This window comes from Stutzerimonas chloritidismutans AW-1, from assembly GCF_000495915.1.
Taxonomy (GTDB): Bacteria; Pseudomonadota; Gammaproteobacteria; order Pseudomonadales; family Pseudomonadaceae; genus Stutzerimonas; species Stutzerimonas chloritidismutans.
This window is the reverse complement of the sequence record NZ_AOFQ01000034.1, coordinates 26,302-41,694: the sequence shown is the minus strand read 5'-3', so window position 1 is coordinate 41,694 and position 15,393 is coordinate 26,302. Positions and strand designations below refer to the sequence as shown.

General features: G+C 57.3%; 18 protein-coding genes and 2 tRNA genes. 12 read left to right on the top strand and 8 right to left on the bottom strand.

The genetic code is table 11. The features are described 5' to 3' along the window. The first annotated feature begins 1 nt into the window (after window position 1). A tRNA-Arg gene (locus F753_RS37190) sits at window positions 2-78 on the top strand. Between the two features lie 49 nt (window positions 79-127). Here the strand turns inward: F753_RS37190 and F753_RS0124965 are convergent. Then, window positions 128-610, bottom strand: coding sequence for a DUF4124 domain-containing protein (locus F753_RS0124965; protein ID WP_031297717.1), 483 nt, complete (start codon window positions 608-610; stop codon window positions 128-130). A gap of 334 nt (window positions 611-944) precedes the next feature. On the opposite strand from F753_RS0124965, the gene mgtE reads away from it, so the two are divergent. The 4 genes from mgtE (at window position 945) to F753_RS37170 (ending at window position 5,714) form a co-directional block, all read left to right on the top strand. Then, window positions 945-2,378, top strand: a complete 1,434-nt coding sequence (gene mgtE / locus F753_RS37185; protein ID WP_014819745.1) for a magnesium transporter — start codon at window positions 945-947, stop codon at window positions 2,376-2,378. 139 nt (window positions 2,379-2,517) lie between these two features. Next, window positions 2,518-2,760: an OadG family protein gene (locus tag F753_RS49110; protein WP_041013465.1), complete on the top strand. Its 243-nt coding sequence runs from the start codon at window positions 2,518-2,520 to the stop codon at window positions 2,758-2,760. A gap of 22 nt (window positions 2,761-2,782) precedes the next feature. Further along, window positions 2,783-4,567 carry a sodium-extruding oxaloacetate decarboxylase subunit alpha gene (gene oadA, locus F753_RS37175; RefSeq protein WP_023445482.1) on the top strand — a complete coding sequence of 595 codons (1,785 nt, stop codon included), beginning with the start codon at window positions 2,783-2,785 and terminating at the stop codon, window positions 4,565-4,567. 10 nt (window positions 4,568-4,577) lie between these two features. Further along, window positions 4,578-5,714: a sodium ion-translocating decarboxylase subunit beta gene (locus tag F753_RS37170; RefSeq protein ID WP_023445481.1), complete on the top strand. Its 1,137-nt coding sequence runs from the start codon at window positions 4,578-4,580 to the stop codon at window positions 5,712-5,714. Between the two features lie 276 nt (window positions 5,715-5,990). Here F753_RS37170 and F753_RS37165 read toward each other — a convergent pair whose 3' ends face one another. The 3 genes from F753_RS37165 to F753_RS37155 all read right to left on the bottom strand — a co-directional run bounded on the left by F753_RS37165 (window position 5,991) and on the right by F753_RS37155 (window position 6,969). Beyond that, a complete protein-coding gene (locus tag F753_RS37165) occupies window positions 5,991-6,314 on the bottom strand; it encodes an Arc family DNA-binding protein (protein WP_003301308.1) in 324 nt (107 codons plus the stop codon). A 214-nt stretch (window positions 6,315-6,528) separates the two neighbouring features. Further along, window positions 6,529-6,714: a PA3371 family protein gene (locus tag F753_RS37160; protein ID WP_014819749.1), complete on the bottom strand. Its 186-nt coding sequence runs from the start codon at window positions 6,712-6,714 to the stop codon at window positions 6,529-6,531. A 42-nt stretch (window positions 6,715-6,756) separates the two neighbouring features. Then, entirely contained in the window at window positions 6,757-6,969 is a 213-nt protein-coding gene (locus tag F753_RS37155) for a hypothetical protein (protein ID WP_023445479.1), read from the bottom strand. A 269-nt stretch (window positions 6,970-7,238) separates the two neighbouring features. Here F753_RS37155 and F753_RS37150 point away from each other — a divergent pair. Beyond that, a tRNA-Arg gene (locus F753_RS37150) sits at window positions 7,239-7,315 on the top strand. Window positions 7,316-7,431: 116 nt separating this feature from the next. Here the strand turns inward: F753_RS37150 and F753_RS37145 are convergent. The 4 genes from F753_RS37145 to flgA form a co-directional block, all read right to left on the bottom strand. Continuing rightward, a complete protein-coding gene (locus F753_RS37145; protein ID WP_023445478.1) occupies window positions 7,432-8,178 on the bottom strand; it encodes a flagellar brake protein in 747 nt (248 codons plus the stop codon). Between the two features lie 63 nt (window positions 8,179-8,241). Then, window positions 8,242-8,712 (bottom strand): flagella synthesis protein FlgN, encoded by a 471-nt coding sequence (locus F753_RS37140; protein ID WP_023445477.1) that lies wholly within the window; start codon window positions 8,710-8,712, stop codon window positions 8,242-8,244. A 42-nt stretch (window positions 8,713-8,754) separates the two neighbouring features. Next, a complete protein-coding gene (gene flgM / locus F753_RS37135; protein ID WP_014819766.1) occupies window positions 8,755-9,084 on the bottom strand; it encodes a flagellar biosynthesis anti-sigma factor FlgM in 330 nt (109 codons plus the stop codon). A 111-nt stretch (window positions 9,085-9,195) separates the two neighbouring features. Continuing rightward, entirely contained in the window at window positions 9,196-9,933 is a 738-nt protein-coding gene (gene flgA / locus F753_RS37130) for a flagellar basal body P-ring formation chaperone FlgA (RefSeq protein WP_023445476.1), read from the bottom strand. Between the two features lie 82 nt (window positions 9,934-10,015). Here flgA and F753_RS37125 point away from each other — a divergent pair, with 82 nt between their 5' ends. From F753_RS37125 to F753_RS37100, 6 genes are all read left to right on the top strand, one after another. Then, window positions 10,016-10,948, top strand: a complete 933-nt coding sequence (locus F753_RS37125) for a chemotaxis protein CheV (protein ID WP_014819768.1) — start codon at window positions 10,016-10,018, stop codon at window positions 10,946-10,948. Between the two features lie 34 nt (window positions 10,949-10,982). Continuing rightward, window positions 10,983-11,810, top strand: coding sequence for a protein-glutamate O-methyltransferase CheR (gene cheR, locus F753_RS37120; protein ID WP_014819769.1), 828 nt, complete (start codon window positions 10,983-10,985; stop codon window positions 11,808-11,810). A 197-nt stretch (window positions 11,811-12,007) separates the two neighbouring features. Next, on the top strand, window positions 12,008-12,412 hold the full coding sequence (gene flgB, locus F753_RS37115; protein WP_014819770.1) for a flagellar basal body rod protein FlgB: 405 nt from the start codon (window positions 12,008-12,010) through the stop codon (window positions 12,410-12,412). 11 nt (window positions 12,413-12,423) lie between these two features. Next, entirely contained in the window at window positions 12,424-12,867 is a 444-nt protein-coding gene (gene flgC / locus F753_RS37110) for a flagellar basal body rod protein FlgC (RefSeq protein WP_023445474.1), read from the top strand. Window positions 12,868-12,886: 19 nt separating this feature from the next. After that, window positions 12,887-13,570, top strand: a complete 684-nt coding sequence (flgD, locus tag F753_RS37105; protein ID WP_023445473.1) for a flagellar hook assembly protein FlgD — start codon at window positions 12,887-12,889, stop codon at window positions 13,568-13,570. Between the two features lie 30 nt (window positions 13,571-13,600). After that, window positions 13,601-15,301, top strand: a complete 1,701-nt coding sequence (locus tag F753_RS37100; RefSeq protein WP_023445472.1) for a flagellar hook protein FlgE — start codon at window positions 13,601-13,603, stop codon at window positions 15,299-15,301. Window positions 15,302-15,393: the final 92 nt, after the last annotated feature.

Here is a 15,393-nt window from a genome sequence, read left to right as displayed (position 1 = left end):
CGCACTCATAGCTCAGCTGGATAGAGTACTCGGCTACGAACCGAGCGGTCGGAGGTTCGAATCCTCCTGAGTGCGCCAGCTAAGAGAAGGGCCTGCAGCGATGCAGGCCCTTTTTCGTTTTCGAGCGTTAGCGTCTACCAAGAACGCAGCCGAACTCGTCGAAGCTGACGGTGCGTACCTGGCCGCTGCTGCTGCGAAAGCGCAGGCGTTCCCGCCCGTTGCTACTTGTGATGCTCTCCGGTCGCCCGAATGCGCTTTCGACGTCACTGCGAGTCATGCCGGTGCGGATCTGTTTGTTGATGATTGCGCTGCGCCGTTCGCTGCTGGTTACTCTGTTGCCGCAACCGTCATCTCGTTCGGCGACTATCGCCAGGCTTTCGCCTTCACTGCCGGCGGGGCTTTTCCTGGTCTTGAGGGTCGCCATTGGCACGGCTTTCCCTGAACTGGGTGTTGGATTGGTTGCGCGCTGCCGTTGCTGTCTTTGGTTTTCCGGGCAGCCTTGCTGGCTGAAGGTGACATGCCCGGATTGGTCGACGCAGCGAAATACGCTTGCTGAAAATGCGGGGGTGGATAGCAATAGCAGGCTCACACCTATGGACAGTGCTCTCATTCTCGTCCTCCATGACTGAACAACTGTCCATTCAGGCTACTCAATAAAAGCTGCTCGTACATTCGTGTCTCTTCGCAGCGTGAAGGCGTCGACAGAATGTCGGCTTCTCCGTCGCAAGCTTTTCTGCATCTTTGACGCAGCCCTTGTGATGGCCGTGTTTGAGCGCGTCGGGCCGCTGATTGCGATGTTATGATGCCCGCATCTGCCCCTCAGGGTTTGTGGAACAACCTTTCTTTATGGACTTACCCAGTAGTCGTTCACGTTTCCAATTTGCCAATCACGTACTGATTGATTGATTTTCCCTGGCGTGCTCCCGGCCAGGGTGGAGTGCGCCATGACAGAAGTAGAAGCAAAAAAGCCCCAAGAGACCCTGCAGGATCGCCTGGCGCAGGTGGTCGATCTGCTGCAGCGCCGTCGCCTCGGTGAGGACGGGGAGTACCGGCAGGACGGCGAGCAGGGTGAGATCTACGACGAGAGTCAGATTCTCGCCGAGCTGCAACGCAAGCTCGACGAATTGCATCCTGCTGACGTCGCTCATATTCTCGAAGCGCTACCGCTCGAAGAGCGACTGACCGTCTGGCAACTGGTCAAGGCCGAGCGAGATGGCGATATCCTGCTCGAGGTGTCCGACGCAGTTCGGGAAACGCTGATCGCCGATATGGACGATCACGAACTGCTTGCCGCGGCGAAGGAAATGGACGCCGACGAGCTGGCAGACCTGGCGCCGGAGTTGCCGCGCGACGTCGTTCATGAGTTGATGGAAAGCCTCGATGCGCAACAGCGCGAGCGCGTGCGATCAGCGCTGTCCTACGAAGAGGATCAGGTCGGGGCACTGATGGACTTCGAGATGGTGACCATCCGTGAGGATGTCAGTCTCGAAGTGGTGTTGCGTTATCTGCGCCGCCTCAAGGAGTTGCCGGGCCACACCGACAAGCTGTTCGTGGTCGACTACGACGGCGTGCTCAAGGGCGTGCTCCCGATCAAGCGTTTACTGGTTAACGATCCGGACAAGCAGGTCGCGGAGGTGATGGCCAGCGACCCTGTTACCTTTCACCCGGATGAAGACGCCTATGACGCGGCGCAGGCCTTCGAACGTTATGACTTGGTATCGACGCCGGTCGTCGACAAGGGTGGCAAGCTGATCGGGCGTCTGACCATCGATGAGATGGTTGACCTGATCCGTGAGGAGAGTGAAAGCGAAGTTCTCAACATGGCCGGTCTGCGCGAGGAGGAAGACATCTTCGCCTCCGTTTGGAAATCCGTCCGTAACCGTTGGGCCTGGCTCGCGGTCAACCTGGTCACTGCATTTATCGCCTCCCGGGTAATCGGCCTGTTCGATGGCTCGATCGAGAAGCTGGTTGCCCTCGCGGCCCTGATGCCAATTGTCGCAGGCATTGGCGGAAATTCGGGTAATCAGACAATCACCATGATCGTGCGCGCAATGGCGTTGGATCAGGTGGGTACCGGTAATACGACCCGACTGTTGCGCAAGGAGGTCGGGGTTGGCCTGGTCAACGGGCTGGTCTGGGGTGGTGTGATCGGTGCGGTGGCCTGGTGGCTGTATGGCAGCTGGTCTCTGGGGGTAGTCATGACGGCGGCTATGACACTGAACCTGCTGCTCGCTGCGCTTATGGGCGTGCTGATTCCTATGACGCTGGCGCGCCTAGGGCGCGATCCGGCAATGGGGGCAAGCGTCATGATCACTGCCATGACAGACAGCGGCGGGTTCTTCATTTTCCTTGGATTGGCGACCATTTTTCTGCTGTAGCGGTACTTTTCGCGCTTTATTGGGGTTTGCCTTATTTCGCTGTTTCGGGCTAAGGTTCGGCCGTTTCGTGTGTCGCGAAACGTGCCGAACCCACGCAGCGAATAACAAGCAGCTTGAGCTGCTGACAAGGGAACTCCCGATGACCCCCAGCCAACTCCTGCTCGAAGGCGTCGAACTCATGCTGTTCGGCATCGGTTTCGTCTTCGCCTTTCTCGTTCTGTTGATCCTCTGCATTCGCTTGATGTCCTACCTCGCCGGCCGCTTCGTCACTGAGCCGGCGCCTCGAGTAGCGGCCGCTCAGGTTGCGAGCGCTGAAACAGATGCGGATATTCTTGCAGCCATCCAGGCCGCGATTCATCAACACCGCGCGCGACGCGGTTGACTCTGGAAAGGGAGTTCCTTCCATGACCATTGCTAAACAGCCGCTCGGCATAACCGATGTGGTGCTGCGTGATGCGCACCAATCCATTCTAGCTACCCGTGTTCGCTTGGAAGACATGTTGCCGATCGCTGCCAAGCTCGATCAGGTTGGCTTCTGGTCGGTGGAAAGTTGGGGCGGCGCGACCTTCGATGCCTGTATCCGCTACTTGGGAGAAGACCCTTGGGAGCGCATTCGCGAACTCAAGAAGGCCATGCCCAACACGCGCCAGCAGATGCTGCTGCGAGGCCAGAACCTGCTGGGCTATCGGCACTACGCCGATGATGTCGTGGAAAAATTCGTCGAGCGCGCCGCTGTAAATGGCGTCGATGTCTTTCGCGTATTCGACGCTATGAACGATCCGCGCAATCTCGAAACTGCCCTGCGTGCCGTCAAACAACAGGGTAAGCATGCACAAGGCACCATTTCCTACACCACCAGTCCGGTGCATACGCTGGAGATGTGGGTCGATCTGGCAAAGCAGATCGAGGATATGGGCGCCGACTCGGTGGCGATCAAGGATATGGCAGGCATCCTTACGCCGTACATGGCGTTCGAGCTGGTGTCGCGCTTGAAGTCCAGCCTTGCGATTCCGATCCATATGCAGTGCCACGCTACAGCCGGCCTGTCGACGGCCGCCATCCTCAAGGCAGTAGAAGCGGGTATCGACAATGTCGATACAGCCATTTCGTCGCTATCGATGACCTACGGACATTCTCCGACGGAATCGGTGGTGGCTATTTTCCAGGGCACGGAGCGCGATACCGGCTTGAACCTGGAGCTGCTCGAGGAAATCGCGGCGTACTTCCGCGAGGTTCGCAAGAAGTACGCGAAATTCGAGGGCACCCTGCGCGGTGTCGACTCGCGAATCCTCGTGGCTCAGGTGCCCGGCGGCATGTTGACCAATATGGAAGGTCAGCTGAAGGAGCAGGGTGCTCTGGACAAGTTCGACGACGTGCTTGCTGAAATCCCTCGCGTTCGTGAAGACCTCGGCTTCATCCCGCTGGTGACGCCCACGTCGCAAATCGTCGGTACCCAGGCGGTGATCAATGTGCTGATGGGAGAGCGCTACAAGTCGATCACCAAAGAGACGGCAGGCGTGCTCAAAGGTGAATACGGTGCGGCCCCTGCGCCTTTCAATTCCGAGCTGCAGGCTCGCGTGCTGGAGGGGGCCGAGGTGATCACCTGTCGTCCCGCAGACCTGCTGCAGCCGGAAATGGATCGACTTACTGCCGAACTGAAAGGGATCGCAAAAGAGAAAGGCATCAAGCTCGCTACGGATTCGATCGATGATGTGTTGACCTATGCACTATTCCCCCAGATCGGATTGAAGTTTTTGGAGAACCGTGGAAACCCATCCGCGTTCGAGCCGGCGCCAACCGGGGGCGATCTACCACCGCGAGAGGCGGGCAAGCCGGAGGTCTACACCGTTGAAGTCAACGGCAAATCTTTCGTCGTACAAGTGAGCGATGGCGGCGATATCGAGGGCATCAAGCCTCTCGGCGCTGGTGGCGGCGCTACCAGCGCGGTTGCTGGTTCTGCCGCCGTGCCTGCCACTGGTGAAACCCAGGCGGCGCCGCTGGCGGGCAACATATTCAAAGTGCTGGTGCAGCCCGGACAGGTGGTCCAAGAGGGCGATCTGGTGATGATTCTCGAAGCCATGAAAATGGAAACCGAGATCCGTGCGTTCAAGGCCGGCACCGTCGCCTCCGTCAGCGTTAAGGTGGGCGACGCGGTTTCGGTCGGTGACAGTCTGCTGAGCATCGGCTAAGGGGAGTCCCATGGAAAAGTTGCTCAAGCTGTGGCACGGAACCGGCCTGTACCATCTGGAGCCAGGGCAGGCGCTGATGATCTTCGTCTGTCTGGGGCTGATCTATCTGGCGATTCGGAAGGGATTCGAACCTTTGTTGCTGATCCCTATAGGGTTCGGTGGCATCCTGGCAAACATCCCGGTTGCCAACATGGGCGAGGGTGCCGGAATTCTGCATCTGTTTTATGAAGTAGGGTTACCGACCAGCGTCTTTCCGCTGTTGATCTTCATGGGCGTTGGCGCGATGACCGACTTTGGCCCCATGCTTGCCAACCCAAAGACCCTGCTGCTTGGTGCAGCGGCGCAGTTCGGAATCTTTGCGACCCTGCTAGGCGCTCTTGCTCTGACCGCTGCCGGGATTCCTGGTATGGAGTTCACGCTGCGCGAGGCAGCGTCGATCGCTATCATTGGGGGGGCAGACGGTCCAACGTCGATCTTCGTGACATCCAAGCTTGCCCCAGAGTTGCTCGGTCCGATTGCGGTTGCCGCGTATTCCTACATGGCCCTCGTGCCGCTGATTCAGCCGCCGATCATGCGTGCGATGACCACAAAAGAGGAGCGTGCAATCGTCATGATGCAACTGCGTCATGTCGGGCAGGTCGAGAAGATAGTATTCCCGCTGGTGCTCTGCTTGCTGGTCGGCTTGCTACTGCCGGATGCCGCACCGCTGGTGGGTATGTTCGCCTTCGGTAATCTGCTGCGCGAATGTGGTGTGGTGGATCGCCTGGCGGATACTTCACGAAATGCCCTGATCAACATCGTCACCATTGCTCTTGGTCTGACAGTCGGTTCGAAGCTATCGGCCGAGGCCTTCCTGCAGATGAAAACCTTGGGGATTCTCGTGCTGGGTATGGTTGCCTTTTGCGGTGGTACCGCAGCGGGTATTTTCATGGCCAAAGTGATGAACCGTTTCAGTGAGAACAAGATCAATCCGTTGATCGGTTCCGCAGGAGTCTCTGCTGTGCCGATGGCTGCACGTGTATCGAACAAGGTGGGGCTAGAGGCCAATCCTCAGAACTTCCTGCTGATGCATGCCATGGGGCCCAACGTGGCAGGTGTCATCGGCTCTGCGGTTGCGGCCGGGGTGCTGCTCAACTTTGTAGGCTAGTTGTATAGGCGCCTCTGCAGCGGGGGCGCCTTGCTGCATCCAAGTTCTAACTTCTTATCGAGCGCGGATCTTGGGTCGACCATGGATTCGGCGCAACCCGTGTGTCCGAAGCGCATTCGTGCCTGTCTTGATTGGCTAAGACGATGATGAAGGGGTGAACTGATGCGGCTGGCTGACTTGTTGGCCGCCTGAGAGTGGCAGCCGGAAGCAGGGGGTAATCAGAGACAGCGTTAGCTGGAGCCAGTCACCTGTCTCCAGCTGGTGGCTGGTCCGAGGTCAATCTTCTTTGGCGAGCTCGGTGTCCTGAGCGATCAATGCAATGAGCGCGTTCTGCTGGCGGTGAGCGAGCTGGCGAAAGCGCTGCAGAAGCTCTCGCTCGTGAAGAGACAGCTCTGGGCTGTCGAGACGCATGCTCAGATCTTCATCCAGTGCGCCTTCCTGCAACAGGCTCTGCTCCAATCTGGCGATGATTTCTGAGTTCATGCTGCGGTGATGATTCCGCGCTACCTCGGCGATGCGTTCACGCATGCCGTCGGGAAGCCGAACAACGAATTTGTCAGCCGTACGGCTGGAATAAACTGCCTGTTTCATAGGGCGCATAATTAACCGGTTAGTCAGGTGGGCGTGCTGGCGTATTGCCGGGGTAGTCACCGGTCTGACAACCACCAGTACTCGCTGTTCCGTCAGCCAGGTTAAAAATTAGGAGACGGCTTCATGACGCCAATTGTACGTCGATATTCTGATTAGTAAAGTGCTCGTGCTATCAAAATGCCTTTACTGTGAACCAGTCTAATTATCGTCCGACTGTGGGGTCTTAGCGCAGCACTGGATCGAACTTGATCCTGCGTCCGATCATGAGTGCGATCAGGGATAAGCTTCCGAATATGCCAAGTCCTGCCTTGCACAAGGTATCCAAGGTCGCCAGGCTTTGGGGGGCCAGGAAGGCACCGTAGCCGCACGCTGCGGTAAGAAGCAAGCAAGTCAATGCAAATCTGGACATGAGTAACTCCTTTTGCGGAACCATCCGCGCTCAACTAAATCCTTAGAATACCCAGCGTTGCGGTTGAGTGAGCACGCTCGCCTCGCCTGAGTTGAGGGTGGTGATCTGTGCGCGTTCCGAATTACTCGTGCGCTGAATTGAGAACTGGGAAGAGGGCTCGTATCGCTGTTGCTGCGGTTCGGTGGATGGCAGCTGCGAGGCTGTCAGGGCGGCAAATGTAAGGCCTGTAGTAAGAAGAAAAGCCGACTTGATCATGAGCGTTATCCTTCGCGTCACGTTAACTTTGCCTAGCTATTGCAGTAGCTGTGCCAAAGTTTATCTGGATAAAAACTGTTATAAATCAATAAGTTGGCGTTATGTTGGGGCGAGTGTTGCTTGCGCTTTGCACGGACGGCTGATAGCGGTCATGCAATTTGCATTGCTATGTGTGAGAGGCGTATTCGGCTGTAGGAGGCTGCATGGCATCAGGTTTACGATGCGCATGACAAATCATGCTTGGCTCGTTACCATGCCCGCCGCGTGATGTCCCAGTAGCTCAATTGGATAGAGCATCCCCCTCCTAAGGGGAAGGTTGTGAGTTCGAACCTCGCCTGGGACGCCATAAGATGTCGCACAGCGATCACGTGCAGATAGCAAGGCTTGTGACTCGGCTGTGCCGCTTTTCCGCGACAAGCCTTGAGCTGAGCGGTGGTCTGGCAAGGCGCGCTGCGCGGCGCGTTAGCCGAACGGTGAGGCGGAATTGTCGCGGCGTGCGTCGCGTTGAAGCTGGTACACGAGCTTTTCAATCTGCCGTTGCGTCAGTCCGCTGAGGCGATGAAAGCGCAGCCCGCAGATCGAAGTTCCAGACTTTTCATCAATGGCCACGTGACGAAGCTCGACTTCCGTCTGGATCGCGCCAATGGGCAGCTTCGCGATCATCTCGTAGACTTGTCCCGTTTGAAGGATGGCCTGTTGGTCGCCCTTTACGCTCAGCTTGCAGCCAGTAGCCGATATATCGAGCAGCCTGCCTTCCAAGGCTTTTCTTATTGTTGAGCCGCCGAGTTGCGCAGCGACGGTGATCTCTTTCAGCTGTGCGCGATAAGCATTGCGGCGCTGATGGTAAGTGAGCGTTGTCGGGGTTGGGATCCAATAGCAGCGAGCGCCATCAATCTCGCCGGTATGAACCTGTTGGTCGCTCGTCCAGGAGAGTCGTGCGCCTTCGTAGAATCCTTCTATATGAATCGGCTCGCCTTGCAATAGCAGTCTCTCGCCGTCATTGGGGATCAATTCGTCGAGCGCTATCCAGCCGGTTTCACGGTTCATTTCAACCAGAAAACTCTGGTAGCGCTGGTTGCGCTCATGGAAGCGAAGCGTGAGGGGGGTGTTGTTGTCCAGAAGGGGACGCAGATTGGCGTAAATCTCGAGTGGCGCCGTCAGTGCCTTGGGAGGCTGCGGGCCTTCATCGCCGAGGAATAAGCTAGACACGGGCCGATGCTCTCCGGCGCATTGTTGTCACCATCGCGTTGCGTCCTTGTGGCGGTCTATCGTTCAGGCTTGGCTCAGAGGCCGTTGCGGCTTGTTCTTGGCGGAACCGCCACGATTGTCATACAGGCCGGGTGTATCGTCCTTGCCTTGGAGAATGTGCAGCATTCCGCCGAGGGCGCTTTGATTGGCTCGGATGAGACGGCCATTTCTTTCATTGGCGCTACGGCAGCGCTCAAGCTCTGTCTCCAGCGATAGCGCTCGCTCAAGGGTGAGCGCACCGTCCTTCGATCTATTTGCGGCCGCTTCAAGTCCGGCGCGATCAGGCGTCAGCTGCAATCCCGCAAGCCACTGGCTACGCTGAGTGCCATGCTGTCCAAGCAGTGCCAGTAACGGCTGCTTCTTCGCTAATATCGCCTCTAGCTCCGCCAGATTGCGTTCACCCAGTGCGGTGAACTCTTGATCGATGAGTTCAAGGAGCTGGCGTGCGATGCCGATATCATCGGTTAGCTGCTCAAGCAGGGCTGTTTCTTGCATTTCGTGCTCTGGGCTTGCTCGCGTGTATGTGTCGGCTCAGGTTCAGCGCTGGGTCTCGAACGCGAGCAGCTTGGATGCGACGCGTTGGCTATCAACCTGGTAGGAGCCATCAGCGATCGCCTGTTTCAGCTTCTCAACGCGCTCCTGATCCACTGCGGGCTGCTCGTTCAATTTGTCAGCCGCGTGCTGCAGGCGCTGGGCTTCAGGGCTCAGTTGAACGGTGTCGCTAGTGTTGGAGTTGACGCTGTCGGTTTTAGGCGCTTCGCTAGCAGGCCCTTGCTGGGTGCCGGCAGTACGCTCGTTGCCTTGTACGCCGCTGCGCCCGTTAGGGGCGTTCAGTGGACTGTTGGGTCGATTGAAGTCGATGACCATGATGCAAACCTCGAAGGAATCAGGACGCTTGCCATGTGTTCGGCAACAATGGAGGAAACTTTAGCCTTTTTTTCCAGCGAACACACTGGAAAACTGCGGCATGCGGACATGCTACATTGCCACTTCAACCTGCCCTGGGCCAGTCACTCGGGCCTTGATAGTGCGACCGGAACGTTGGTTCTTGACCGGGATCTGTTTGCCCGTAACGCCATCGGCCATCGCCTCGCCGGGCATGCGTACGCTTATCGAGCCCGACCTGGCCGTGATGACCACCTGATCACCTTTGCGTACTACCTTCGCCATTTCCAGCTGATTAGGCGTGATGACCTGATCTGGCTGAGCCGGCCGTGTCAGCTTGTTACCCAGCGCCTCGTCGTGTCTTGTCAGGTATCCCTGAGTAAGGATGGACACGTCCCGTTCGGCTAGCCTCACGTCGGCATCGGTCAATACTGTGCCGCGCAGAAGTGATTTGCTGGCGACAAGGACCTGACGATAAAGGCGGACGTGGCTAGGGATGAATACCGACCATGGGCTGCTGCCTTCGCAACTTACCCGTACGCTCACACGTCCTACAGGGATAGCGGTGCTGCCAAGGTTGGTCGTGAGAGTTTGATCGCATTGATTCAAGCGCAAACGAGGGTCCAGCCTGGCTACTTCGACCTCGTAGCGTGCATCGATAGCGCTGCGGCTTAAATACTCGCTTACTGTCTGCTCAAGAAACTGCTCGGTCACGTCGATAAGCTGCTGAGGATGTGACAAGGTTGACGCGTGGGTGAACTGAGAAAACACGCACAGCATTGATAGCAGCACATTTCTGTACGGTAGCCGGCCGCGCCGGAAAATGGTCATTTGGACGTTCATATCCCAACCAAAGCAAGGGGCGTGCCGCGTCCTCGGCCCCAATAATCTGCAAGCAGAGAGGAAGACTGGCATGGCCGGTGTATTGGATTCGGTTAACCAGCGTACCCAGTTGGTGGGGCAAAACCGTTTGGAGCTGCTGCTTTTTCGTCTCGAAGGCGAGCAGCTATATGGCATCAACGTGTTCAAGGTGCGCGAAGTGTTGCAGTGCCCGCGCCTGACCGTGATGCCCAAATGCGGCCGGGTGGTACGGGGCGTTGCAAGCATTCGCGGCAGCACCCTGCCTATCCTCGATCTGTCGCTCGCCACGGGCAAGTCGGCGCTGATGGATTTGCAGAATTCTTTCGCTGTCATCACCGAGTACAACAACAGAACGCTGGGTTTCCTGGTGAGCTCGGTTGAAAGGATCGTCAATCTGAACTGGGAAGCGATCCTGCCTCCGCCAAAGGGTGCAGGGCGCGATCATTACCTGACGGCCGTAACTCACATCGACAACAAGCTGGTGGAGATCATCGATGTGGAAAAGGTGCTGGCAGAAGTTGCACCGACCTCCGAAGAGGTGTCAGCCGATGTGGTCGATGACGATACCCGTGCCAGGGCGCTTTCGTGTCGCGTGCTCATCGTCGACGACTCGTCTGTGGCGCGTAAGCAGATTGCTCGTTGCCTGGAAAATATCGGTATCGAGGTCGTCAAGCTGAATGATGGACGGGAGGCTCTCAATTATCTGAAGCGAATGGCTGACGAGGGCAAGAAACCGGCTGAAGAATTTCTGATGATGATTTCCGATATTGAAATGCCGGAAATGGATGGCTATACCCTGACTACCGAGGTGCGGCACGATCCGCGCATGCAAGGTATGCATATACTCCTGCATACTTCCCTTTCCGGCGTGTTCAACCAGAACATGGTGAAACGGGCGGGGGCGGATGACTTCCTCGCCAAGTTCCAGCCTGATGATCTCGCTGCCCGAGTGGCTGAGCGGATCAGGCAGGCGGATGCAAACTGAGGCTAGTTCCTCTCTCATGATGGTGAGGCTTTGATTGGTGTCAGTCGATCTGGATTTTGAGCAGTTCCGGGTGTTTCTTGAAAAGACGTGCGGCATTCTGCTGGGCAGTAACAAGCAGTATCTGGTGTCCAGTCGGCTGAACAAGCTGATGGAACAACAGGGCATCAAGACGCTGGGCGATCTGGTCCGGAAGATTCAGGCACAGCCACGTAGCGGGCTTCGGGAATTGGTCGTCGATGCTATGACGACCAACGAAACGCTCTGGTTTCGTGACACCTACCCTTTCGAAGTGCTCAAGAGTCGTGTACTGCCAGAGATGCTCAAGACTGGTGCGGGGCAGCGTCTGCGGATCTGGTCGGCGGCATGCTCGTCCGGGCAGGAACCGTACTCTCTGTCGATGTCCATCGATGAGTACGAGCGCAGCAATCCCAGTCAGGCGAAAACCGGGGTGCAGATCGTGGCTACCGAGCTGTCCGGCGCGATGCTTGCGGCGTGCAAGGCGGCAGAATACGACAGTCTGGCAATTGCTCGCGGCCTGTCCAGTGACCGCCTGCAGCGCTACTTCGATGTCAAGGCACCAGGGCGGTGGGCGGTCAAGCCCGCGATCCGTTCGCGGGTCGAGTTCAGGGTGCAGAATTTGCTCGACAGCTATGCCGCGCTGGGCAAGTTCGACATCGTGTTCTGCCGTAACGTACTGATCTACTTTTCCGCCGATGTGAAGAAGGACATTCTCAAGCGCATTCATGCGACGTTGCGCCCAGGCGGCTATCTGTTTCTTGGCGCCTCCGAAGCGCTCAATGGCCTGCCTGAGCTGTATCAGATGGTCCAGTGCAGTCCGGGAATCATCTACAAGGCGAAATAGCCGGCATGACGCCGGCGGCAGAAAACCGTCATGCAACATGGCGGGTGCGGCAAAAAAGCGGTAAAGCCTTGCCGCTTTTGACGCCCTCTAACCAAGAGTTCTCTGGTTAGCCTTATAAAATCAATGGTTTGCGTTCAGTGGCATGAGCTTTGCTGGTGTTTGCGTAAGCAGACTTGTATCCGGCAGAGGGCCAGATCATGAGCATCAGTTTCGATAAGGCACTGGGTTTACACGAGAAGGCACTCGGTTTTCGCTCGCAGCGCGCCGAAGTGCTGGCGAACAATATCGCCAACGCCGACACGCCTAACTATAAGGCTCGCGATCTGGACTTCAGCAGCGTGCTTGCCGAGCAGTCCGCTCGCAGCCAGGGTGGGTTCGGGGTAACGCGGACCAGTGACAAGCATATTGCCGCCGAGGGGTTGGAGATTGCCGATGCCTCCTTGCGCTTCCGCACTCCCGCGCATCCCTCGCTTGATCAGAACACTGTCGATCTGCAGATCGAGCAATCCAACTACGCGAAGAACGCCGTTGACTTTCAGGCGAGCTTCACCCTGCTCAATAGCAAGTTCAAAGGGCTGATCAGTGCCCTGCGCGGCGAGTAAAGGAGTTTCCCATGTCTCTAAGCAGCGTCTTCAACATTGCCGGTAGTGGCATGAGTGCCCAGAGCACCCGTCTGAACGCTATATCCAGCAACATCGCGAACGCCGAAACCGTTTCATCCAGCGTCGATCAGACTTACCGCGCTCGGCATCCCGTGTTTGCGACCGTGTTTCAGCAGGCCGGCGGCCAGCCCGACCAGTCGCTATTCGCGGAGCAGGATCAGGCGGGCGTAGGTGTTCAGGTGTTGGGTGTGGTCGAGGATCAGGGCGAGCTGCAGGCGCGCTACGAACCCAATCATCCGGCCGCTGATGATGCAGGCTACGTGTATTACCCGAACGTCAATGTGGTGGAAGAGATGGCCGACATGATTTCAGCCAGTCGTGCGTTTCAGACCAACGCCGAACTGATGAATACGGCCAAGACCATGTTGCAGAAAGTGCTGACGCTGGGTCAGTGATCGTTACGAGAGCGCATTCATGAGCACTACAAGCGGCGTTGGCGGTACCAGTTCGATACTCGAGCAGTACCAGTTCGGAGAGGATCGCGAGGTCAAGGGGAACGACCTTGGCAAGAACGAGTTCCTTGAACTGCTGGTTGCCCAGATGAACAACCAGAATCCACTGGAACCCCAGGAAAACGGCGAGTTCATCGGTCAGCTGGCGCAGTTCAGCACCGTCGAGGGTGTCGAGAAACTGAATTCCAGTATGGAAACCATCCTTTCCGGCTATCAGTCTTCGCAGGCGCTCCAGGCCTCGTCCCTGGTCGGGCGCAAGGTGATCGTGCCGGCCGACAAGGCCGTGGTCGATACCAGTGAAACCTTCAAGGCCAGCCTGGTGCTGCCGACGTCGAGCAGCAATGTGTTCGTGAACATCTACGACAGTACCGGCGCTGCGGTTGGTCGCGTGAACATGGGTGCGCAAGAGGCCGGGAACATCTCCTTCATGTGGGATGGCAAGGATTCCAGCGGCAAGGTCTTGCCGCCCGGCACCTATCGATTCGAGGCGCAGGCTACGTATCAGGGCGAAACCAAGGGGTTGTATACCTTGCTGCCGGCTAACGTCGACAGCGTAACCCTCGGGCAGAACGGCGGGGAGCTGATGCTCAACCTTGCCGGTGTTGGCAGCATCGGGCTTTCTCAAGTCCAGGTCATCGGACAATAACCGCCGGCACTTCGGCAAAGGAGCGATTCAATGTCCTTCAATATCGGTCTTAGCGGCCTGCGTGCGGCGAGTAAAGATCTCAATGTCACCGGCAACAACATTGCCAACGCCGGCACCGTGGGCTTCAAACAATCGCGTGCGGAGTTCTCCGATGTGTATGCGGCCTCCGTGCTCGGCACCGGGAAAAACCCGCAGGGCAGCGGTGTGCTGATGTCGAACATTTCTCAGCAGTTCAATCAGGGCAACATCAACTACACGCAGAATGCGCTGGATCTGGCGATCAATGGCAACGGGTTCTTCCAGGTCAGCAACAATGGCGCAGTCAGCTATACGCGCGCGGGTTATTTCGGTACCGACCGTGAGGGCTTCCTGGTCGATAACTTCGGCTACAAGCTGCAAGGCTTCCCGGTAGATGACAACGGCAATCTGCAGAACGGCGTCGTGGGTGACTTGCAGGTGCAGACGACCAATCAGGCGCCGAAGGCTACCAGTCAGATCGATACGGCGTTCAACCTGAACTCGACACAGAAAGCGCCCGTAACATGGCAGGCATCGTACGATAGTGTGATCGACAAGGCTTATCGCGACAACTTCACGACTGATTCGAAGTTGGTGACTGCGATGAACAGCTGGTTGACTACAAACGCAGTTATTCCGTCAGCACCGACCGCCGCTGAGCGAGCAAGCGCTTACAAGGACGCTTTGATAAATGTTCCCGCCGCTGATCGGACAGCTTACGACGACGTGATGTTATCCAGCGTTGGAAGTATCGCGATTCCTGATGAAGAGCTTGGTCCAAAGGTCGTCGAGGCTATAGCTGCTGCGGAAGTTGCGGCTGTAGAGGTTGCCAAGGCCGCTTCGGGGACTGAGGCTGTAAAGCTTCTTGCGCTCAGCACAGCAGACGCGACATTCAATCCGGCCGATCCGACCACATATAACAGTTCGACGTCGCTGAACATTTACGACTCGCAGGGTAACGCGCACGTCATGACGCAGTACTTCGTCAAGACTAGCGCCAATACCTGGGATATGAAGGTGCTGATTGATGGTCGTAATCCGGCTGCTCCTGGTCAAGAGCCGCCAGAGCCCTATGTGATGGGACTGACTTTCAACTCTTCCGGTGCTCTAACCAGCATTGGGAATCCGGAGGCTGGCCCTTTTACCGTTGGGGCTGATCTCAAAGTTACCTTGAATAGTCCTAGCGCGACCAATCCGGACGGCTGGATTCCTGCCATATCCGACGGCGGTACTCCCGCTACATGGTCGCCCAACGGCGCGCTGGCCAACCCGGACGGCATCGTTCTCGACTTTTCCAAGTCATCGCAGTTCGCCAGTGCCTTCGCGGTGAACAGTGTCGCTCAGGATGGTTACACCACCGGCGAGCTGGCAGGGCTGGAAATCGACGACAGCGGTGTGATCTTCGCCCGTTACACCAATGGGCAGTCCAAGGTGCAGGGGCAAATCATCCTGGCGAACTTCGCCAATGTCCAAGGCCTTACCCCGGTGGGCAAGTCGCAGTGGGTGCAATCGTTCGAGTCAGGTGAGCCCGTGGTCGGTACGCCTGGCTCCGGTACGCTCGGTGCACTGCAGGCCGGTGCGCTGGAGGACTCCAACGTCGAACTGTCAGACCAACTGGTCAATCTGATCGTCGCCCAGCGCAACTATCAGGCGAACGCCAAGACCATCGAAACCGAAAGCGCTATCACGCAGACCATCATCAATCTGCGGTGATAGCCCGCGGCAAAGAACGGTTGCCGCTGACGGCATTATTCCGCCGCTCCTTTCGAAGAAGGCCCGTAAGGGCCTTCTTTGTTTCTGTAAAA